This is a genomic window from Bradyrhizobium sp. Arg237L (genome assembly GCF_029990105.1).
Lineage (GTDB): Bacteria > Pseudomonadota > Alphaproteobacteria > Rhizobiales > Xanthobacteraceae > Bradyrhizobium.
Map to the genome: position 1 here is coordinate 33069 of NZ_JAQMIL010000026.1, position 18377 is coordinate 51445.

15 protein-coding genes are annotated in these 18377 nt (G+C 64.0%); 7 read left to right on the top strand and 8 right to left on the bottom strand.

Going from position 1 to position 18377, the window contains the following annotated elements; translation table 11 throughout:
* Window positions 1-98 precede the first annotated feature (98 nt).
* Window positions 99-1157 (top strand): hypothetical protein, encoded by a 1059-nt coding sequence (locus OZ411_RS17725; RefSeq protein ID WP_282528983.1) that lies wholly within the window; start codon window positions 99-101, stop codon window positions 1155-1157.
* Window positions 1154-2353 carry a hypothetical protein gene (locus OZ411_RS17730; protein WP_282528984.1) on the top strand — a complete coding sequence of 400 codons (1200 nt, stop codon included), beginning with the start codon at window positions 1154-1156 and terminating at the stop codon, window positions 2351-2353. Before OZ411_RS17725 ends, OZ411_RS17730 begins: the two co-directional genes overlap by 4 nt.
* A gap of 45 nt (window positions 2354-2398) precedes the next feature.
* On the opposite strand, the gene OZ411_RS17735 is transcribed toward OZ411_RS17730, so the two are convergent.
* The 3 genes from OZ411_RS17735 to OZ411_RS17745 all read right to left on the bottom strand — a co-directional run bounded on the left by OZ411_RS17735 (window position 2399) and on the right by OZ411_RS17745 (window position 5550).
* Complete coding sequence (locus OZ411_RS17735) at window positions 2399-2917, bottom strand: hypothetical protein (protein ID WP_282528985.1); 519 nt, start codon at window positions 2915-2917, stop codon at window positions 2399-2401.
* Between the two features lie 247 nt (window positions 2918-3164).
* Window positions 3165-4571, bottom strand: coding sequence for an aldehyde dehydrogenase family protein (locus OZ411_RS17740; protein ID WP_282528986.1), 1407 nt, complete (start codon window positions 4569-4571; stop codon window positions 3165-3167).
* Window positions 4572-4698: 127 nt separating this feature from the next.
* Window positions 4699-5550 (bottom strand): SDR family NAD(P)-dependent oxidoreductase, encoded by an 852-nt coding sequence (locus OZ411_RS17745; RefSeq protein WP_282528987.1) that lies wholly within the window; start codon window positions 5548-5550, stop codon window positions 4699-4701.
* Window positions 5551-5767: 217 nt separating this feature from the next.
* On the opposite strand from OZ411_RS17745, the gene OZ411_RS17750 reads away from it, so the two are divergent.
* The 4 genes from OZ411_RS17750 (at window position 5768) to OZ411_RS17765 (ending at window position 10970) form a co-directional block, all read left to right on the top strand.
* Window positions 5768-7264, top strand: coding sequence for an aldehyde dehydrogenase family protein (locus OZ411_RS17750; RefSeq protein ID WP_282528988.1), 1497 nt, complete (start codon window positions 5768-5770; stop codon window positions 7262-7264).
* A gap of 116 nt (window positions 7265-7380) precedes the next feature.
* The gene (locus tag OZ411_RS17755; protein ID WP_282528989.1) at window positions 7381-8508 is read left to right on the top strand and encodes an alkene reductase; all 1128 of its coding nucleotides are present in this window, start codon (window positions 7381-7383) and stop codon (window positions 8506-8508) included.
* 110 nt (window positions 8509-8618) lie between these two features.
* Window positions 8619-9101: a GFA family protein gene (locus OZ411_RS17760; protein WP_130583572.1), complete on the top strand. Its 483-nt coding sequence runs from the start codon at window positions 8619-8621 to the stop codon at window positions 9099-9101.
* A 204-nt stretch (window positions 9102-9305) separates the two neighbouring features.
* On the top strand, window positions 9306-10970 hold the full coding sequence (locus OZ411_RS17765) for a thiamine pyrophosphate-binding protein (RefSeq protein WP_282528990.1): 1665 nt from the start codon (window positions 9306-9308) through the stop codon (window positions 10968-10970).
* A 120-nt stretch (window positions 10971-11090) separates the two neighbouring features.
* On the opposite strand, the gene OZ411_RS17770 is transcribed toward OZ411_RS17765, so the two are convergent.
* Window positions 11091-12479, bottom strand: coding sequence for an LLM class flavin-dependent oxidoreductase (locus tag OZ411_RS17770; RefSeq protein ID WP_282528991.1), 1389 nt, complete (start codon window positions 12477-12479; stop codon window positions 11091-11093).
* Window positions 12480-12628: 149 nt separating this feature from the next.
* Between OZ411_RS17770 and OZ411_RS17775 the strand changes: the two genes are divergently transcribed.
* Window positions 12629-14014, top strand: coding sequence for a M20 family metallopeptidase (locus OZ411_RS17775; protein WP_282528992.1), 1386 nt, complete (start codon window positions 12629-12631; stop codon window positions 14012-14014).
* 39 nt (window positions 14015-14053) lie between these two features.
* Here OZ411_RS17775 and OZ411_RS17780 read toward each other — a convergent pair whose 3' ends face one another.
* The 4 genes from OZ411_RS17780 to OZ411_RS17795 form a co-directional block, all read right to left on the bottom strand.
* Window positions 14054-14824: an SDR family NAD(P)-dependent oxidoreductase gene (locus tag OZ411_RS17780; protein WP_282528993.1), complete on the bottom strand. Its 771-nt coding sequence runs from the start codon at window positions 14822-14824 to the stop codon at window positions 14054-14056.
* Between the two features lie 132 nt (window positions 14825-14956).
* Window positions 14957-16465 carry a tripartite tricarboxylate transporter permease gene (locus OZ411_RS17785; RefSeq protein ID WP_282528994.1) on the bottom strand — a complete coding sequence of 503 codons (1509 nt, stop codon included), beginning with the start codon at window positions 16463-16465 and terminating at the stop codon, window positions 14957-14959.
* Between the two features lie 7 nt (window positions 16466-16472).
* Window positions 16473-16958 carry a tripartite tricarboxylate transporter TctB family protein gene (locus OZ411_RS17790; protein WP_282528995.1) on the bottom strand — a complete coding sequence of 162 codons (486 nt, stop codon included), beginning with the start codon at window positions 16956-16958 and terminating at the stop codon, window positions 16473-16475.
* Between the two features lie 51 nt (window positions 16959-17009).
* Window positions 17010-17981 (bottom strand): tripartite tricarboxylate transporter substrate binding protein, encoded by a 972-nt coding sequence (locus OZ411_RS17795; protein ID WP_282528996.1) that lies wholly within the window; start codon window positions 17979-17981, stop codon window positions 17010-17012.
* Window positions 17982-18377 lie beyond the last annotated feature (396 nt).

The following is an 18377-nucleotide window of genomic DNA, read 5'->3' on the forward strand; positions in this document are numbered from 1 at the left end:
ACAAGGGAGCATTTACCTTCTGGCGATGAGCGCCGTCCGGCGCTCACAGCGCCTTAATGGGTGACGGGCAGTAATTGGGCCCGACAACGGGCAGCGGCATGGCGTCTTCCTGGAGCGGCATTTCGGTCTCGCGCTTGCGCGAAAGGTTTGGCAAAGCCGGCGCGGCACTGACGCGCTTGCCCGGCCACGCCACCTTCTGGCTCAAGGCGTTGTCGCAGCCAAACATCGATCTCACCTTGCGCACGCATGCGGGCCTTCGCACGCGGATCGTCGAGCGTCCGGGCAGCTCGCTGCCGCCGGAAGAATTGGAGGCACTGGCCTCGCAGCTACGCGTCGTGGCCGCCAAGACGCTGCCGCAGGAGAGCCTGACCTACGGCATCTTCTCCGGCGAGCCAGAGCGTCTCGCGCGCGCCATCATCACGCTGATCTGTGAGGAGGAAACCGGGCGGCCGATCGCCTTCAATGCGCTGTCGGTGATGGAGGTCGAGCTCGACGGCGCGCCGATCGACGTCACCCATCTCGGCCTCGTGATGGTCGACCCTGAAGTGCGCGGGCAGGGGTTGTCCTGGGTGCTCTATGGCATGACCGCGCTGGTGCTGTTCGCGCGCGACGGGCTACGTCCGAAATGGATTTCGAATGTCACGCAGGTGCCGGCGGTGGTCGGCATGGTCTCTGAGACATTTTCCGATGTGTATCCATCGCCGCTGTCAGGCGCGCGGCGGAGTTTCGCGCATCTGCAGCTCGCACGCGGGATCATGGCGCATCACCGCGCGGTGTTTGGTGTTGGCCCCGAGGCTGGCTTTGACGAGGAACGCTTCGTCATCACCGATGCTTACACCGGCGGCTCGGATGCGCTGAAGAAAAGTTTCGAGATCGCGCCAAAGCATCGCAATGCGATCCATGGCGAGTTCTGCGCCCGCGAGCTCGATTATGCGCGCGGCGATGACGTGCTGCAGCTCGGCCGCATCGATCTGGCCGGCGCGCGGCGCTATCTCACGAGCGAGGTGCCGGCGGGCTCGCTGCCGGCGCTGATTGCCGCCTCCGCCGTGCTGGCGTTGCAGCGGCTGGTGTTGCCGTTCTTCCACTGGATGGATGATACGCGCGCGTTCGGCTCGCTGCGGCCGCGTTCTCGCGACCAGAAGGATGGGCGCCGATGAATCCCGGGATCATCGCCGATTCCATCGTCAATCTCTGCGGCGCGATCGGGCTCTGCGTCGCGATGATGACGTTCTACTGGCGCGACCCGAACAGCCCGCTGACGCGGCGCCTGCTGTTCGGACTCGGCGTGATCGCGCTCCTGTTCCTGGTGCGCGGCGTGGCGTGGTGGAGCGGCAGCGATGTGCTGGACCGCTTGAGCGTGATTCCGGCGGCGCTGATCCCGCTCGGCGCGCTTGTCGTGACCGAGGGGATGCTGCGGCGACATGCACCGCGCGTGGTGAAGATGCTGGCGGTGTTCGGCGGCATCCTGCTCGGCCTTGGCGGCGCGCTCGGGCTTGCCCGCTTCACGACCGCTTATGCCGTATCCCTGTCGCTATTCCAGCTTGCGGGCTTTGTCGTCTGCGCTTTGTTGCTCGCGAGCCGCGATCGCGCTTCGCTGATGGCGTCGGAAAATCGCAGCATCGGACGCCTCGCAGCCGGTGCGCTGATCGTGATTCCGTTCGTGATCACCGATTTCCGCACGCTGTTTCCGGACATCCCGGTTCGGCTCGGTGCGATCGGCGCGCTCTTGACCGTCACCGTGATCCTGATCGCAGGCGGCGGTGCCGAGACGCGGCGTCACGGGCTTGCGCTGATGACCTTAAGGCTTGGCAGCTCGGCGCTGCTCGGCATCGCCGCCGCCTTCATCACCGGCGATGTCGATGCGGCGCAGATTGAGCGCTTCTGCGCGGTCGCGGTCGCCGGCGTGCTTACGATCGCCCTGATGACGGATGCGCTGCGCGCGGTGTTCGAGGCGCAGGAGCCGGGGGTGCTGAACGCGGCCGTGCTGTCGACGGCGAGGACGCGTGATGAATTGATCGCCGAACTGGCGCGGCATCCGATTTTCGAGCATGCCCGGCGCTACCGTGAGGTCGAGCTCGCGCATTACGATCCGTCGCTGCTGCGGGAATTGTTGGCGACGGAGCGAGTGCTGCGCCGGTCCGACGCGCCCTGGGGAGCTTCGTTTGATGATCCCGCAGTCGAGCGCGTGCTGTCGCTGATTGCAGCCAACAGCGCCACGCATGTGATCGTGCTCTCGCATGATCCGGTCGACCTGATCGTGCTCGCCGTGCCCGTCACATCAGCCGACCCCGCCACCGAAACCGCACTCGCGCTGGTGCGGAGGCTGCTGGCGCTGACGCCGGAGAGGGTGTGAGGTCGGCGGAGATCCGCCGGCCCCTTTTGGATTCTCGCTCGCCTATCAGCCGCAGACCTGCGTCGGCTGCGTGCGCCAGCCGTGCGTGGTGTGGACGCGGCGGTTCACGACGTAGCAATTGCCGTTGTCGTAATAGGTGTCGCCGTAGCCGTAGTACGGATAGTCGTAGGCGTAGTCGTCGTAATAGTAGGGATCATAGAAGCCGCCACCGAAGCCTGTGCCGAAGGCGAAGCGCCGTCCATGGAAGCCGCGGCCGCGGAATCCGCCACCGCGGAATCCGCCGAAGCCCTGATGAATGCCGCCGAACGCGCTGTGGAAGCCTCCGCCAGCAAAGCCGCCGCGAAAACCACCGCCGCCGAAGCCGCCACGGAATCCACCACCGCCAAATCCGCCACCGTGGAATCCACCGCCGCCAAAGCCGCCACCATGGCCGCCGCCTCCACCGAAGCCGCCACCACCATGGCCGCCGCCGCCTCCGCCACCGCGCGCCAACGCTACCGTCGGCGCCGCCGCAAGACCAACCGATGCAGCCGCCAACAATGCGATAACCATCTTGCGTAACATTACACCACTCCGTCAGTATCGCACCCAGCCCGCGGTAACGATCAGGTGGCGATCATTTGCGAGATCGCGATGCACACACCGCTCAACTCCGTGCGAGCGGAGTTTAAATTCTAGTTTAGAGAGAGTTGAACGGCGCAGTCGGAGTAGCGCTGCGGTATTACATCCGAAATGAAAAACGCCCGCTTCGTTGCGGGCGAAAAAAACGACCGCGGCACGAAGGCCGCGGTCGTTTGATTTTTAGTTCGCGTTACGCCGGCGGCGCGTTGATGATCTGAAGCTGGGTGAATTCGGCAAGACCCTCTTCGGCGAATTCGGTGCCGATGCCCGACTGCTTGGCGCCGCCGAACGGGATGTTCGGGGCCATGTCGAGATGCTTGTTGATCCACACCGTGCCGGCCTCGATGCGGCTCGCGACCTTGTGAGCCCGCTGGGTATCCGACGACCAGACCGACGCGCCGAGCCCGTAATTGGTCGCGTTGGCGCGGCGGATCACATCCTCGTTGTCGGAGTATTTGATGATCGGCAGCACCGGCCCGAACTGCTCCTCGTCGACCAGCCTCGACCCCTCCTTGATGTCGCGCACCAAAGTGGGCTCGATGAAGTAGCCCGGACGGTCCATCGCCGATCCGCCGGCGATCACGTTGCCGTTCTTGTGGGCGTCCTCCAGGAACGCCTTCACCTTTTCGTACTGCATCTTGTTCTGCAGCGGACCGAGCTTGGTGCCTTGCTTGGAGCCGTCATCGACCACGGTGTTCTTCGCTATCGCGACCAATTCGTTGCAAATCTCGTCGTAGACGGATTCGTGCACATAGAGCCGCTTGATGGCGAGGCAGACCTGGCCGGAATTCTGGAACGCGCCTTCGAAGATGCCGGGCGCAACCTTCTTCGGATCGACGTCGTCGAGCACGATGCCGGCGTCGTTGCCACCGAGCTCCAGCGTGATGCGCTTCAAGGTCTGCGCGGCGCTCGCCATCACCTTCTGTCCCGTCGCCGTTGAGCCGGTGAACGAGATTTTGCGGATGTCAGGGTGTTTCGTCATGTGGTCGCCGAGGTCATTGGCATCGGCGATCACATTGAGCACGCCCTTCGGCAGGATGTCCTGCACGAGCTCGGCAAAGCGCAGCGTCGAGAGCGGCGTGGTGGGCGCGGGCTTGACCACCAGCGTATTGCCGGCAAGCAGGGCCGACGGCAGCTTGAAGCTGAGGATCAGCAGCGGATAGTTCCAGGGGATGACGGCGCCGACCACGCCGAGCGGGCGGCGATAGGCTTCGACGCGGCGGTCGCCGGAATTCTCGACCACCCGCATCGGCAGGTCGAGCGAGCCGAGATAGCGGAAGAAGGCAGCCATGCCCATGACCTCGCCGGTCGCATCCGCCAGCGGCTTGCCCTGCTCCCTGGTCAGGATCCGCGCGAGTTCGTTGCCATTGGCCTCGATCGTCTCAGCCATCTTGATCACGAGCTTGCGGCGCTCCTCGATCGGCGTGGCGGCCCAGGCCGGGAAGGCGGCCTTGGCGGCGGCGACGGCCTGATCGAGCTGCTGCTTGGACGCGCGCGGACATTGCGCCAGCACGTCTTCGGTCGCTGGATTGAGGACCGGCATGGTCAGATCGCCGGGTACCATCTCTCCGTCGATGAGAAGATTGTAGTCACTCATTGGCTTGCTCTCCCTGTGAACGGGCCCTTGGGGCCTCGCCGGTTACGAACCACGTTATATTCACATGGATATCACGATTGGAGAAGGCCGGCCATTCCCAAGATTGGACTTGACGGTGATAGGGCGACTATTTTCCCTTCACGAACGCCGCGAAGGCGTCCGCATAATCCGGATGCCAGCGCGACAGCGCGGGACGGTTCTCGACGATGTCGCCGACGGCCCAGAGGATGCGCCGCTCGTCGAGCTGCCGCGGCACGTCATTGTCGGGGCAAAGGATGTAGAAGTCGCCCGCATCCAGGCGCTCGATCATGAAGTCGATCGTCTGCTCCGACGTCCAGGCGCTGGCCGGCTTCTCGGCGCGGCCGCGTGCGGTCAGGCCGGTGAAGACGAAGCCGGGGATGAGCAGATGCGCGGTGAGGCGGCAGCCCGGCGTGTTGCGCAATTCATGCTGCAGCGCCTCGGTGAAGGCCTTCACGCCGGCCTTGGATACGTTGTAGGCCGGATCGCCCGGAGGCGTCGTGATGCCCTGCTTGGAACCGGTGTTGATGACGAGGCCGTCGCGCCCGCGCTCGATCATGCGCGGCACGAAGGCATGCGTGCCGTTGATGATGCCCCACAGGTTGACGCCGAGAATCCTCTGCCAGTTCTCGCGCGGACCGAACATTTGGCCGCCCGGCTGGATGCCGGCGTTGTTCATCAGGATGTCGGTGCCGCCGAACCGCTGTTGCACCGCGCTTTCCAGCTTCACGAGATCCTCGAACCGGCTGACGTCGACGGTTTCGGTCATGATGCTGCCGGCGCCGCCGGGCGCGATCGATGACAGTTTTGTGGCGGCTTCCTTGAGACGGTCGACACCGATATCGGCGACACAGACCTTCATGCCCGAAGCGGCGAAGCGCATGGCGGCGGCGAGTCCGATACCGGACGCGCCTCCGGTGATTACGGCGACATGATTTGGCGACATGGCGGGATGTGGCATCGTCTCTCTCCGACAAATATGTGGCAGCGATCTCTAGGCTAACATGGCGGGCATGCCATGCGCGAAGGTGCATGGGAGGTCTTCATTGCCGCACTGCCCGCTATGAGGCCGGCTGCTTTACGGATTCGGGTCGCCGTTGTAGAGTTCCGCATATAACGGGTCTGAAACCGGCAAGGCCCGTCATATAAATCTCGTTCCATATCAAGGGAGTGCAAACATGGCTGTCACACAGGCAATTCCGATCACGCGTCACCCTTACGCGGACGGTTCCTACAAGAAGATGCTGATCGACGGCCAATGGGTCGATGCGGCCTCCGGTAAAAAGTTCGAGACCCACAATCCCGCGACCGGCGAATTGCTCGCGACGGTTGCCGAAGGCGACGCGGAAGACATCAACCGCGCGGTGGCAGCGGCGCGTCGCGCTTTTGAGGGCCCGTGGAGCAAGGTCAAGCCGTTCGAGCGGCAAAGCATGCTCCTGAAGCTCGCCGAACTGGTGGAGAAGAATTTCGAGGAACTGTCGCAGCTCGATACGCTCGACATGGGCGCGCCGATCAGCCGCACCCGCGGCAACCGCCTGCGCGTGCTCGGCATGCTCCGCTATTACGCCGGGCAGGCGACAGCGCTGCATGGCGAGACCATCGAGAACTCGCTGCCGGGCGAGATCTTCTCCTACACCCTGAAGGAGCCGGTCGGTGTGGTCGGCGCGATCATTCCCTGGAACGGGCCCTTGGCGGCGAGCGTCTGGAAGATCGGCCCGGCGATCGCAACCGGCTGCACGGTTGTGCTCAAGCCTGCCGAGGAAGCGCCGCTGACGTCGCTGCGGCTCGCCGAGCTCTGCATGGAAGCCGGCATTCCGCCCGGTGTCGTCAACGTGGTGCCGGGGTACGGCGAGACCGCGGGCGCGGCGCTCTCCTCACATCCCGGCGTCGACAAGGTCGCCTTCACCGGTTCGCACGTCACGGGACAGGCGATCGTGCGGGCGTCGGCCGGCAACCTCAAGCGCGTCTCGCTCGAGCTCGGCGGGAAGTCGCCGGACATCGTGTTCGCCGATGCCGATCTCGACCAGGCGGTGCCGGGCGCGGCGATGGCGGTGTTTGCCAATTCCGGGCAGATCTGCAGCGCGGGTACGCGGCTGTTCGTCGAGCAGAAGGTCTATGACGAGTTCGTCGGCCGCGTCGCCGAATTCGGCAGGAAGCTACAGGTCGGCAACGGCATCGACCCGAACACGCAGATCGGCCCCCTGGTGTCGCAGCAGCAGATGGATCGTGTCTCCGACTATCTCGAGATCGGCCAGAAGGAGGGCGCGAAGGCGGTTGCCGGCGGCGCACGGCTGACCGAAGGGCCGCTCGCCAAAGGCTATTTCGTGCAGCCCACGGTGTTCGCCCATGTGCAGGACAATATGCGCATCGCGCAGGAGGAGATCTTCGGGCCTGTCATCTCCGCAATCGCCTTCAAGGATACCGACGAATTGATCCAGCGCGCCAATGCCACGATGTTCGGGCTCGGCAGCGGTGTCTGGACTACCAATGTCAGCAAGGCGCATCAGGTTGCGCGGGCGCTGCGCGCCGGCTCGGTCTGGGTCAACTGCTACCAGGCGATGGACCCTGCGGTGCCGTTCGGCGGCTACAAGATGAGCGGCTATGGCCGTGAATCCGGCAAGCAGCATCTGGAGGAATATCTCAACGTCAAGGCGGTCTGGATCAAGACGGCCTGATATTTAAGCGGCGCGGTGTTCTTCCGAGTGGCGGCCCTCGTGGCCGCCACTCGCTTTTCAGCGGCGCGTGCCTCCCCTATAGTGCCGGCAACGACAACACAAAATCCGGGGCAGGCATGAAATTCCCGTCGCTTTTCTCTCCTCTCAAGTTCGGTCCCTACCAGCTCCAGCATCGCGTGGTGATGGCGCCCTTGACGCGGATGCGCGCGGAAAAGCCGTCGCTGGCGCCGCGGCCGCTGAACGTGGAATATTATGCTCAGCGTGCGACGCCGGGTGGCCTGATCATCGCGGAAGCCTCGCCTGTGGTGAATACCGGGTTCGGCAGCCCCGGTATTCCCGGCATCTACAGCGAGCAGCAAATTGCCGGCTGGCGGAAAGTGGTCGACGCCGTGCACGCCAAGGGCGGCATCATCTTCCTGCAGCTCTGGCATGTCGGGCGCGTCTCGCACTCCTCCTTCCAGCCGGGCGGCGCGCTGCCGGTCGCGCCTTCCGCCGTGGCGATCTCCTCCGAGTTCAAGACGATGACGGCTGATGGCAAGGTGGTCGATTACGAGACGCCGCGCGCGCTCGAGACCTCTGAGATTCCCGGCGTGATCGAGGCCTACCGCGAAGGCGCGAAGAACGCGATGAAAGCCGGGTTCGACGGCGTCGAGATCCACGGCGCCAATGGCTATCTGATCGAGCAGTTCCTGCAGTCGCGCAGCAATCTGCGCACTGACCAGTATGGCGGGTCGATCGAGAACCGCGTGCGCTTCCTGATGGAAGCGACGAAGGCCGTCGTCGATGTCTGGGGTGCGAACCGCGTCGGCGTGCGGCTGTCGCCTTACGGCATCGCCAATGGCAGCGGCGAGGCGGACCCGATGCCGCTCTACAGCCACGCCATCAAGTCGCTCGATCCGTTCGGGCTTGCCTATCTGCACTTCATCGAGCCGCGCTCCTCCGGCGCCGGCCGCGCCGAGGTCAATCACCAGAACGTGCCGTCGGCGATGGTGTTGTACCGCCCGATGTGGAGCGGCGTCCTGATCACCGCCGGCGGCTTCACCGGCGAGACGGCGGATGCCGCAATCGCCGCGGGACACGCGGACGCAATCGCCTTCGGCCGCATCTTCATCTCCAATCCGGACCTGCCGCGCCGGCTGCAGCGCAGCTATCCGATAACGCCGTATAATCGCGCGACGTTCTACGGCGGCGAGGAGAAGGGATATACCGATTATCCCGCGCACAACGAGATGGCACAGGCGTAAACATCGCTGTCATTGCGAGCGCAGCGAAGCAATCCATGGTTCCGCGCGTGGAGAGATGGATTGCTTCGTCGCTTTCGCTCCTCGCAATGACGAGGAAACGAGAAGCGAGAATGGCCAAAGCTGCCGCTGCAGGAGGTATCGCGTCGGGCCAATGCCTGTGCGGCGCAGTTCGGCTTGAGATCGACGTGCCGGCGCGCTGGGCCTGGCACGATCATTCCGCGCCGAGCCGCCGCGCGCATGGGGCGGCCTACGCGACCTATGTCGGGAGCTGGCGCAAGCGGTTTCGCATCATCGCGGGAGAGGATGCGATCACGCGCTATGAGGATCCGGCGACGAAGACCGTGCGCAGCTTCTGCGCGACCTGCGGCACGCCGCTGTTTTACGAGCGCGCGCATTCGGCGCACATGGTGAACATTCCGCGCGCGCTGTTCTTGGGCCGTACCGGCCGGCAACCGCTCTATCACATCGCAATCGAAGAGCTGCAGGAGTGGGCCTATACCGGCGAACCGCTGGTGCCGCTGAAGGGTTATCCTGGCGTGGTCTGGCATCGCTCGAAAAAGAAGAAGCGGCCGGATCGCGAGGGGATGTTTTGATTCTTCGTAGCCCGGATGGAGCGAAGCGCAATCCGGCGACACGGTGCAAACCCCGGATTGCGCTGCGCTTCATCCGGGCTACGCCGTGTGCCCGCAAGCCTCTGCGCAAGGCAGCCATGAGCGCAGGCGCGATTGCTCGAGGCCGGCAAGTTTGGTCATGATGCCTCTTCCCGCGCGCCAATGAGCCCGAGGGTAGGAGGAGACATGAAGAATCGCATTACCGGGCGTTCGGCGTTCCTGGCGCTGTTGAAGGACGAGGGCATCACGCATCTGTTCGGCAATCCCGGCACCACCGAATTGCCGATCATGCACGCGCTGAAGGACCATCCCGATCTCACCTATGTGATGGCGATGCAGGAGAGCCTGGTGGTGGCGATGGCCGACGGGTTCAGCCGCGCTTCCGGCAAGCTCGTCGCCTGCAACGTCCATGTCGCGCCCGGGCTCGGCAACGCGATGGGCTCGCTGTTCAACGCCAAATTCACCGGCACGCCGTTGATCCTCACCGCCGGTCAGCAGGAGCAGGGTCACGGATTGACCGAGCCGGTGCTCTACGGCCCGCTGGTGCAGATGGCCGAGCCGCTGGTGAAATGGGCGGTCGAGGTGACGCGACTGGAAGACCTGCCGCGCATCGTGCGCCGCGCCGCAAAGGTCGCAACCACGCCGCCGACCGGGCCGGTGTTCATCTCGCTGCCCGGCGATATCCTCAATTCCGAAGCCGGCATCGAGCTCGGCCGCGCGACCCGCGTCGACACGCGGGTGAAGCCGTCGGATGAATCGCTGCAGGCCCTGGTCGCGCGGATCCTGAAAGCGGAGCGGCCGGTGATTGTCACCGGCGACGAGATCGTCAAAAGCGATGCGCTGCAGGAAGCCGCCGAGCTCGCGCAGGTGCTGGGCGCGCCGGCCTATCAATCGTCGACGCCCTATGGCGCGCACTTCCTCTCCGAAAGCCCGTGCTTCATGGGCGCGATCGCGCGGGTGCAGAAGCTCGCGCGCGAGACGCTGGCGCCTTACGATCTCATCATCGCACTCGGTGGCGATCCCTTGCGGATGTCGGTCTATAGCGAGGTCGATCCGCTGCCGGATGGTCTGGGTATCGTGCAGGTCGGCCTGGTCGACTGGGACCTAGCCAAGAATTACGGCGCCGAGATCGCGCTGAAGGCGGACGTGAAGGAAACCCTGCGCGCGCTGATTCCGGCGCTGAAGGCGGCCGGCGGCGCCGCGCTGGAAGCGCGGGCGAAGCAGGGCCTTGCGGCGCTGGCGTCGAAGAACTGGACCGCGAAGCGGAGGGCGCTGGTCGAGCAGATATCGAAAGCCGAGGGCACCTCGCCGATCGATCCCGACTGGCTGGCGCTGCAGGTGGTCGAGGCGATGCCTGACAATGCGATCCTGGTCGATGAAGGCCTGACCTCGTCGCGGCAGATGATCTCCCTACGTCCGCACCGCGACCGCTACGGCTATCATGCGCTCGCTTCCGGCGGTATCGGCTGGGGACTGCCGGCGTCGGTCGGCGTCAGCCTCGCCAATCCGCAGCGGCCGGTGGTGTGTTTTTCCGGCGACGGCAGCGCGATGTACTCGATCCAGTCGCTGTGGACGGCGGCCAACCACAAGCTGCCGCTGACTTTCGTCATCGTCAACAATGGCGGCTACCGCATCATCAAGCAGCGCCTGCTCGCCTTCCATGGCGATGACCATTATGTCGGCATGGACTTCGTCGATCCGGCGGTTGATTTCACCGGCGTCGCGAAGTCGCTGGGGTTGGAAGCGACACGGATCACCGATCCCCGTGAGCTGAAGGGCGCGCTGCGCTCCGCCTTCAGCCGTCCCGGCGCCAAGCTGATCGAGGTGGTGGTGAGCAACGCGGTGAATTAAGCCGCGCTCTATCAACGCGTCATTGCGAGCGGAGCGAAGCAATCCATCTCTCCGCTAGCGGAGGCATGGATTGCTTCGTCGCTACGCTCCTCGCAATGACGGTCTGAGACGGTGTCGCTCCTACTCCGCCGCCGTCGCGTGCGCCTTGATGCGGTAGCGGCCTGCGGGGTGCTCGGTGGTCAATCGCGCGCGGCCCGCGCCGAACAGTTTCTCGCGCAGCGTGCCCTGCGCATAGTCCTGCTTGTATCGGCCGCGGCGGGTCAATTCCGGCACCAGCATGTCGGCGATATCCTCGAAATCGCCGGGTGAGATCGCAAAGGCAACATTGAGGCCGTCGACGTCGGTCTGCTCGAACCAGCGCTCGATATCATCGGCGACCTTTTCCGGCGTGCCGACCATGACCGGGCCGATGCCGCCGATGCCGACATGCTCGGCGACCTCGCGCACGGTCCAGATGCGATCGGGATCGGCGCGGGTGATGTTGTCCATCGCGGTGCGGCCGGCGTCGTTGTGGACATGACGCACCTCCTGGTCGAGGCCGTAGGTCGAGAAATCGACACCGGTCCAGCCGGACATCAAGGTCAGCGCGCCCTCATGGCTGATGTGGCGGCGATAGTCGGCATATTTCGCTGACGCCTCGGCCTCGGTGTGGCCGAGGATGACGGTCATCATGCTGAACATCAGGACCTCGGCCGGATTCCGCCCCTTCTGCTCGGCGAGCTCGCGGATGGCCGAGACCCGCGGCGCGATCACCTTGGCCGATGGTCCCGACATGAACACGCATTCGGCATGCTCCGCGGCAAACTGCCGGCCGCGCGGCGAGGTGCCGGCCTGGTAGAGTACCGGCGTGCGCTGCGGCGACGGCTCGCTCAGATGCAGCGCGCTGAGACGGAAGTTCTTGCCCTCGTGCCTGACCGGATGCACCTTCGCGGGATCGGCGAAGATGCTGCGCGCACGATCGCGGATCGCGGCGTCATCCTCCCAGCACCCTTCCCAGAGCTTGTAGACCACCTCCATATATTCGTCGGCCACGTCGTAACGGTCGTCATGTGCCGTCTGCTTGTCCTTGCCGGCGCCGCGTGCGGCGGAGTCGAGATAGCCGGTCACCACGTTCCAGCCGACACGGCCCTCGGTCAGATGATCGAGCGTCGACATCCGCCGCGCGAATGTGTAGGGCGGCTCGAAGGAGAGGTTGCTGGTGACGCCGAAGCCGAGATGCTTCGTCACCGCGGCCATCGCCGGAACCAGCAGCAGGGGATCGTTGACCGGCGTCTGTGCGGCGTTGCGCAGCGCAGCATCCGGGCCGCCGCCGAACACGTCATAGACGCCGAGCACATCGGCGAGGAACAGGCCCTCGAACCGGCCGCGCTCCAGCGTCTTCGCGAGATCGAGCCAGTAGGGCAGCCGGTTATACTCCGCGGTGCGGTCGCGCGGATGGGTCCACAATCCCGGCGACTGATGCGCCACGCAGTTCATGGCAAAGGCGTTGAGCCGGATTTGTTTGGTCATGTGCTAAGCTTTCGATACTTACTTTGTGGCGTGCCGAATGCAATTTTAGCAGAGCCCGGCATCGCTGCGCCACTTCCAGCATAGGGCGTATCCCGATAATGAGGTCGAGAGAATAATTCGATCGACTAGGTGCGGCGAAAGGGAAAGTTATGGCTGACAGGGGTGATGCGATCGCTCGCGTCCGACAGCATTTTCAATCGGGCGAGTTTCTTCGCGAACTCGACCAACGTATCGGCTACCGGACCGAAAGCCAGAATCCCGGCAGCGGCGCCGCGCTGCGCGGGTATCTGACTGATAATCTGCAGCCAGCGCTGGCCGAACTCGATTTCAAGACGCGTTTGATCGAGTCGCCGACGGGCAAGGGTCCGTATCTGCTGGCCGAATATCTCGAGGACGCCTCGCGGCCGACCGTGCTCACCTACGGCCATGGCGATGTCATCGACGGCATGATCGGCGAATGGCGCGATAATCTCGACCCCTGGAAGACCACGATCAAGGGCAACCGCGTCTATGGCCGCGGCACCGCCGACAACAAGGGTCAGCACAGCATCAATATCGCGGCGCTGCGCGCGGTGCGGGAGACCCGCGGCGGCAGGCTCGGCTTCAACGCGAAGTTCATCATCGAAACCGGGGAGGAGATCGGCTCGCCGGACCTGCGGGCGGTCTGCGAAGCGCATCGCGAGGAACTCAAGGCCGATCTGTTCCTGGCATCCGATGGGCCGCGGCTTTCGGCCGAGCGGCCCACGATTTTCCTCGGTTGCCGCGGCGGCCTGCGCATCCATCTCGATGTCAACCTGCGCGAGGGCGGGCATCATTCCGGCAATTGGGGCGGCGTGCTCGCCAATCCCGCGACGATCTTGGCGAACGCGATTGCGAGCCTGGTCGACAGCAAGGGGCAGATGAAGCTGGAGGCGTTGAAGCCGCCGCCGATCTCGAATCGGGTCTGCGCCACGTTGGCGGACGTGAAGGTCGAGCCGAGCGCGGACGAGCCGGCGCTGTCGCCGGACTGGGGCGAGGAGGGGCTGTCGCCCGCCGAGCGGCTCTATGCCTGGAATACGCTGGAAGTGCTGGCGATGTCGGCGGGCAATATCGCAAGTCCGGCGAATGCGATTCCCGGAAAGGCGAATGCCGTGCTGCAGCTTCGCTTCGTCGTCGGCACGAAGATTGGCGAGGTCGTCGATGCCGTGCGTGCGCATCTCCATGCCAACGGCTTTCCGATGGTCGAGGTCAGCGACGCGCAACGCTTTGCGGCGTCGCGGACCGACATGGACAGTCCCTGGATCGACTGGACCGCGGGCTCGATCCGCAAGACCACCGGCAAGGCGCCGGCGGTGCTGCCGAATTTCGGCGGCTCGCTACCGAATGACGTGTTTTCGGAAGGTCTGGGCTTGCCGACGATCTGGGTGCCGCATTCCTATCCCGGCTGCTCGCAGCACGCACCCGACGAGCACATTCTGCTGCCGGTGACGGAAGAGGCGCTCATGATCATGGCCGGCCTGTTCTGGGATCTCGGCGAGATGGCGAGGGCGCTGTGATCGCCGCCGATGTACCGAGCGGGTTCTGCATAGGACGGTCTATATGAAGGATGCCGAGCCCGTCGATACGCTGACGCCGCCATCGATCACCAGGTTTACGCCATTTACAAAGCTCGCATCATCACTGGCAAGAAACGCGATGACACCAGCAACTTCTTCCGGCTGGGCTGCCCGTCCCAGGGGAATGCGTTCTTGTAGCCGTTGAAGCACGTCAGGGAAGCGTTCGAAGACGCGCATCGTCAGGTCGGTGAATATGGTGCCTGGGCAGACCGCATTGATGCGTACTCCCTTCTCGGCAAATTCGAGAGCCAGACTCCGCGTGAGGTTGCTGACCGCGCCTTTCGTGGCGTTGTAAAAGCTGAGCCCGCGGTCGCCGCCAAGTCCCGAAATGGATGACACGTTGATGATCGAGCCTTTGCTCTCGATAAGATGAGCAAGCGTCGCCCGCGTTACGTTGAGGACCCCATCGACGTTGACCGCGAAGACCTCACGCCAACCCTGGGTGGGCAGATCGAGGAAAGCGCCGGCAGTTGCCGTTCCGGCATTGTTGACGACAATGTCGATCTTGCCGAGTCTGCGGACGACATCGGTGACGAGGTCTTCAACCGCATTCGCGTTGGAGACATCAGCCGGCCGGATCATGCAGCGATCGGCTGTCAAGGTTGCGGCGACGTCCTGCAATTTGGACGCTCGGCGTCCGTTCAATACGACGGTCGCTCCTTCCTCATGAAATCGGCGTGCGGTCGCCGCGCCGATACCGCTTCCAGCGCCGGTGACGATGACCACCTTGCCGTCGAACCTTGGGGACATAGCTCGTGAACTCCACCTGGTACAACCGATGCGTCGGTGGATGCTGGGGAGCTCCGATTGCAGTTGTGTTTCAGTGGAGACATAGTTGGCTACATTTGAAGGCGATCACGATTGGTTGGGGCTCTGTGGAGCTCACGCGCCCTCGTCCAGCGCAACCATCTCGCGCTTCTTGCCTAACGCCGGCAATAGCGGCCCGACCAGCAGCACCACCGCCAGCGCCAGACATGCCGCCGAGATCGGCCGCTGCACGAAGGTCATCAGGTCGCCTTGCGACAGGATCAGCGACTTGCGCAGATTGTTCTCCAGCATCGGGCCGAGAACGAAGGCGAGCACCAGCGGCGCCGGCTCGTAGCCGAGCTTGCGCATGAAATAACCGATCACGCCGAAAGCGATCATCACATAGACATCGAAGACATTGTTGCTGGAGCAATAGACGCCGATGATGGTGAACAGGATGATCAGCGGGAACAGGACGTTGTATGGCAGCTTCAAGAGCTGCACCCACATCCCGATCATCGGCAGGTTGAGCACGAGCAGCATCAAATTGCCGATATACATGCTGGCGACGATGCCCCAGAACAGCCCGGGATTCTGCGTGATCATGAGCGGGCCTGGTTGCAGGCCGTGGATCACGAAAGCGCCGAGCAGCAGCGCCATCACCACGTTCGGCGGGATACCGAGTGTCATCAGCGGAATGAAGGCGCCGCCGGCGGCGGCATTGTTCGCCGATTCCGGGCCGGCGACGCCCTCGATGGCGCCCTTGCCGAACCGCTCCGGCGTCTTGGAAAGCCGCTTCTCCAGTGCGTAGGATGCAAACGAGGCGACGACCGCGCCGCCGCCCGGCAGGATGCCGAGGAAGAATCCAAGGATCGTCCCGCGCGACATGGGTCCGGCGCTGGCCTTCCAGTCCGTTTTGTTCGGCAGAAGGTGCGTGATTTTGGTGTTGATGACGTCGCGCTTGATCGCCTGCTCGGTGTTGAGCAGCACTTCGGCGATACCGAACAGCCCCATCACAACAGGCACGAGTCCGATGCCGTCAATCAGCTCCACGCGGCCGAATGTCAGCCGTGGCATCGCGGTGATGCTGTCGAGTCCGACCAGTCCGAGCACGACGCCGATGCAGGCCATCAGCAGCGCCTTGGCCATCGATCCCTGCGTCAGGAAGGTCAGGACCACCAGCCCCAGCACCATCAGCGAAAAATATTCGGCCGGGCCGAATGCGATGGCGACGCTGGCGAGCTTTGGCGCGACCGGCATCAGCGCGATCAGGGCAAACGTGCCGGCGATGAACGAGCCGAATGCGGAAATGCCGAGCGCGGGGCCGGCGCGGCCCTGCTTGGCCATCTCGTGGCCGTCGATGCAGGTGACGACGGAGGCGGCTTCGCCGGGAATGTTGACCAGGATCGAGGTGGTGGAGCCGCCATACATCGAGCCGTAATAGATGCCGGCCATCATGATGATGCCGGATTCCGGCGTTCCCGACAGCGTCACCGGCAACAGCAGCGACATCGCCGAGATCGGGCCGATGCCGGGCAGCACGCCGACCAAGGTGCCGATGAAGACGCCGATGAAGCAATAGAGCAGGTTGACCGGCAGAAGCGCGACGCCGAACCCGTGGGCGACGTTGAGGATTGTTTCCATGACGCGCTCAGCCGATCTCGAACACGCCCGAGGGCAGTTGAATGCCAAGCAGATGCTTGAGCACCCACCACATGCCGAGCGGGGACATGATCGACAGCGGAATGGTCAACGACCATCGCACGGGATCGATCACACGGAGCAGCAGCACCATCAGCGGAATCGCCGACAGCAGAAAGCCGAACGTGTCGAGCGCGAACGAAAACAATGTGAGGCAGGCGATGATCAGGAGCGGCTTGCTCCAGCGCGTGTTCTCCCAGCGCGAGGCCAAAGTCGGCCCGCCTTCGGTGACGGCAGAGACAATGATCGTGAGAGCGAACAGGCAGATCAGGATGCCGGTGTAGAACAGCACGTAGCCGGAGCCGGGATCGTTGATGGTGCCGAGCTTGAGCCTCACACCCGACCAGATCACAAAGCCGCCGAAGGCCAAGCCAATCAGCCCGCCCCAGAGCTCGGAATTGCTGAGGCGGAATTTTACGTTCGCGTCGTTGCTCATGTCGTGCGTCCAGATGCTCGCGCTGCCACCGGCGTTGCCCTGTGCGAGGGGCTAGTTCGTCTTCTTCGCGAGACCGAGCGACTCGATCACCTTGCGCTCTGACGCGGTGACCTCGACGACGAATTTCTTGTAGTCCTCGGTGTTCTTGTAGTTCGGCACCATGTCGTATTTGGCGAGCGTTGCGATCACGGCCGGGTCCTCGATCGCCTTCTTGAAGGCGTCGTGCAGCTTGGCCACGATCTTGGGATCCATGCCCTTCGGCCCGGCGATGCCGAACGGGGAGTCATAGACCATGGAATAGCCGAGCTCCTTCAGCGTCGGCACGTCGGGATAGTTCGGCGAGCGCGCGCCGGTCCACACCATCAACAGGCGCAGTTTTCCGGCATCGACCAGCGGCCGCCAGCCGGTGGAATCCGCTTGCAGCATAGTGTGCTGGCCGAGCACCGCGGCATTGGTCTCCGCGCCGCCCTTGAACGGCACCTGCGTCAGCTTGATGCCGGCCAGAGCCGCGATCTGCTCCATGCCGATATGCAGCGAGGTGCCGGCGCCCGGCGTCGCATAGGTGACCTTGCCAGGATTCTTCTTGGCAAAATCGATCACGTCCTGCCAGGTCTTGAACGGACCTTCGGCGCTGGTCGTGACGCCAAAGGTGTAGCCGGTGAGGTGGACGATATAGCTGAAATCCTTGGCCGGATCCCAGGACACGTCCTGCATCAAGGGCAGGCGGAACACGGTGATCGGAATCTGCGCGATGGTGTAGCCGTCCGGCTTCGCGGCGGCCGCCATGGTGGCCGGGCCGACCGTGCCGCCGCCGCCGGCCTTGTTGTCGATCGCGATCGGCTGGCCCAGGATCTTCGAGGCGCTGTCGGCGATGGCGCGCATCGAGATGTCGGTCGATCCTCCTGCCGGCCACGGCACGATCAGCGTGATTGGTTTTGTCGGATATTCCTGGGCGGTGGCGGAAGTCGCCATCAGCATCCCGATGGCCGCGACTGCAAGCATCAAACGACTGTAACGAGGCATCTACAACTCCCTCTGCGGTCCCGTTGGCCGGGCCGGATTTGTTTTCTCTTTGATGCGGCGATCTTTCCTGAAAACGAAACAGAAGAAAAGCGTGTTGGGGGAAAGGTTTGTCGATGCCGCCGGATGAAACGGCACGTGCGACAATTCGCCTACCGTGGTATGCCGAGCTGCGGAATTGGAGCGGCGGCCCGCGGGCGCGAATGCCGGCAGGTGGGGGCAACCTCTGCGGGCGGGACGGGAGACAATCGAGACTAAAGTATGCCCGCTCTATTCTCTTCCAGGCGAGTATGATTTCGTTTGCACGCCGGGGACATGGGCTGATAGCTGCGGCAACAGGGGGCGCAAGAGTTACGACGATGGCGAAGCTCGGTCATTTTGCGATGAGCGAGACATCCA

Excerpts from the sequence above, each read along its gene's own strand:
- OZ411_RS17725 (WP_282528983.1), top strand. The coding sequence starts at position 99 with ATGGCGTCTTCCTGGAGCGGCATTTCGGTCTCGCGCTTGCGCGAAAGG.
- OZ411_RS17730 (WP_282528984.1), top strand. The coding sequence starts at position 1,154 with ATGAATCCCGGGATCATCGCCGATTCCATCGTCAATCTCTGCGGCGCG.
- OZ411_RS17735 (WP_282528985.1), bottom strand. The coding sequence starts at position 2,917 with ATGTTACGCAAGATGGTTATCGCATTGTTGGCGGCTGCATCGGTTGGT.
- OZ411_RS17740 (WP_282528986.1), bottom strand. The coding sequence starts at position 4,571 with ATGAGTGACTACAATCTTCTCATCGACGGAGAGATGGTACCCGGCGAT.
- OZ411_RS17745 (WP_282528987.1), bottom strand. The coding sequence starts at position 5,550 with ATGCCACATCCCGCCATGTCGCCAAATCATGTCGCCGTAATCACCGGA.
- OZ411_RS17750 (WP_282528988.1), top strand. The coding sequence starts at position 5,768 with ATGGCTGTCACACAGGCAATTCCGATCACGCGTCACCCTTACGCGGAC.
- OZ411_RS17755 (WP_282528989.1), top strand. The coding sequence starts at position 7,381 with ATGAAATTCCCGTCGCTTTTCTCTCCTCTCAAGTTCGGTCCCTACCAG.
- OZ411_RS17760 (WP_130583572.1), top strand. The coding sequence starts at position 8,619 with ATGGCCAAAGCTGCCGCTGCAGGAGGTATCGCGTCGGGCCAATGCCTG.
- OZ411_RS17765 (WP_282528990.1), top strand. The coding sequence starts at position 9,306 with ATGAAGAATCGCATTACCGGGCGTTCGGCGTTCCTGGCGCTGTTGAAG.
- OZ411_RS17770 (WP_282528991.1), bottom strand. The coding sequence starts at position 12,479 with ATGACCAAACAAATCCGGCTCAACGCCTTTGCCATGAACTGCGTGGCG.
- OZ411_RS17775 (WP_282528992.1), top strand. The coding sequence starts at position 12,629 with ATGGCTGACAGGGGTGATGCGATCGCTCGCGTCCGACAGCATTTTCAA.
- OZ411_RS17780 (WP_282528993.1), bottom strand. The coding sequence starts at position 14,824 with ATGTCCCCAAGGTTCGACGGCAAGGTGGTCATCGTCACCGGCGCTGGA.
- OZ411_RS17785 (WP_282528994.1), bottom strand. The coding sequence starts at position 16,465 with ATGGAAACAATCCTCAACGTCGCCCACGGGTTCGGCGTCGCGCTTCTG.
- OZ411_RS17790 (WP_282528995.1), bottom strand. The coding sequence starts at position 16,958 with ATGAGCAACGACGCGAACGTAAAATTCCGCCTCAGCAATTCCGAGCTC.
- OZ411_RS17795 (WP_282528996.1), bottom strand. The coding sequence starts at position 17,981 with ATGCCTCGTTACAGTCGTTTGATGCTTGCAGTCGCGGCCATCGGGATG.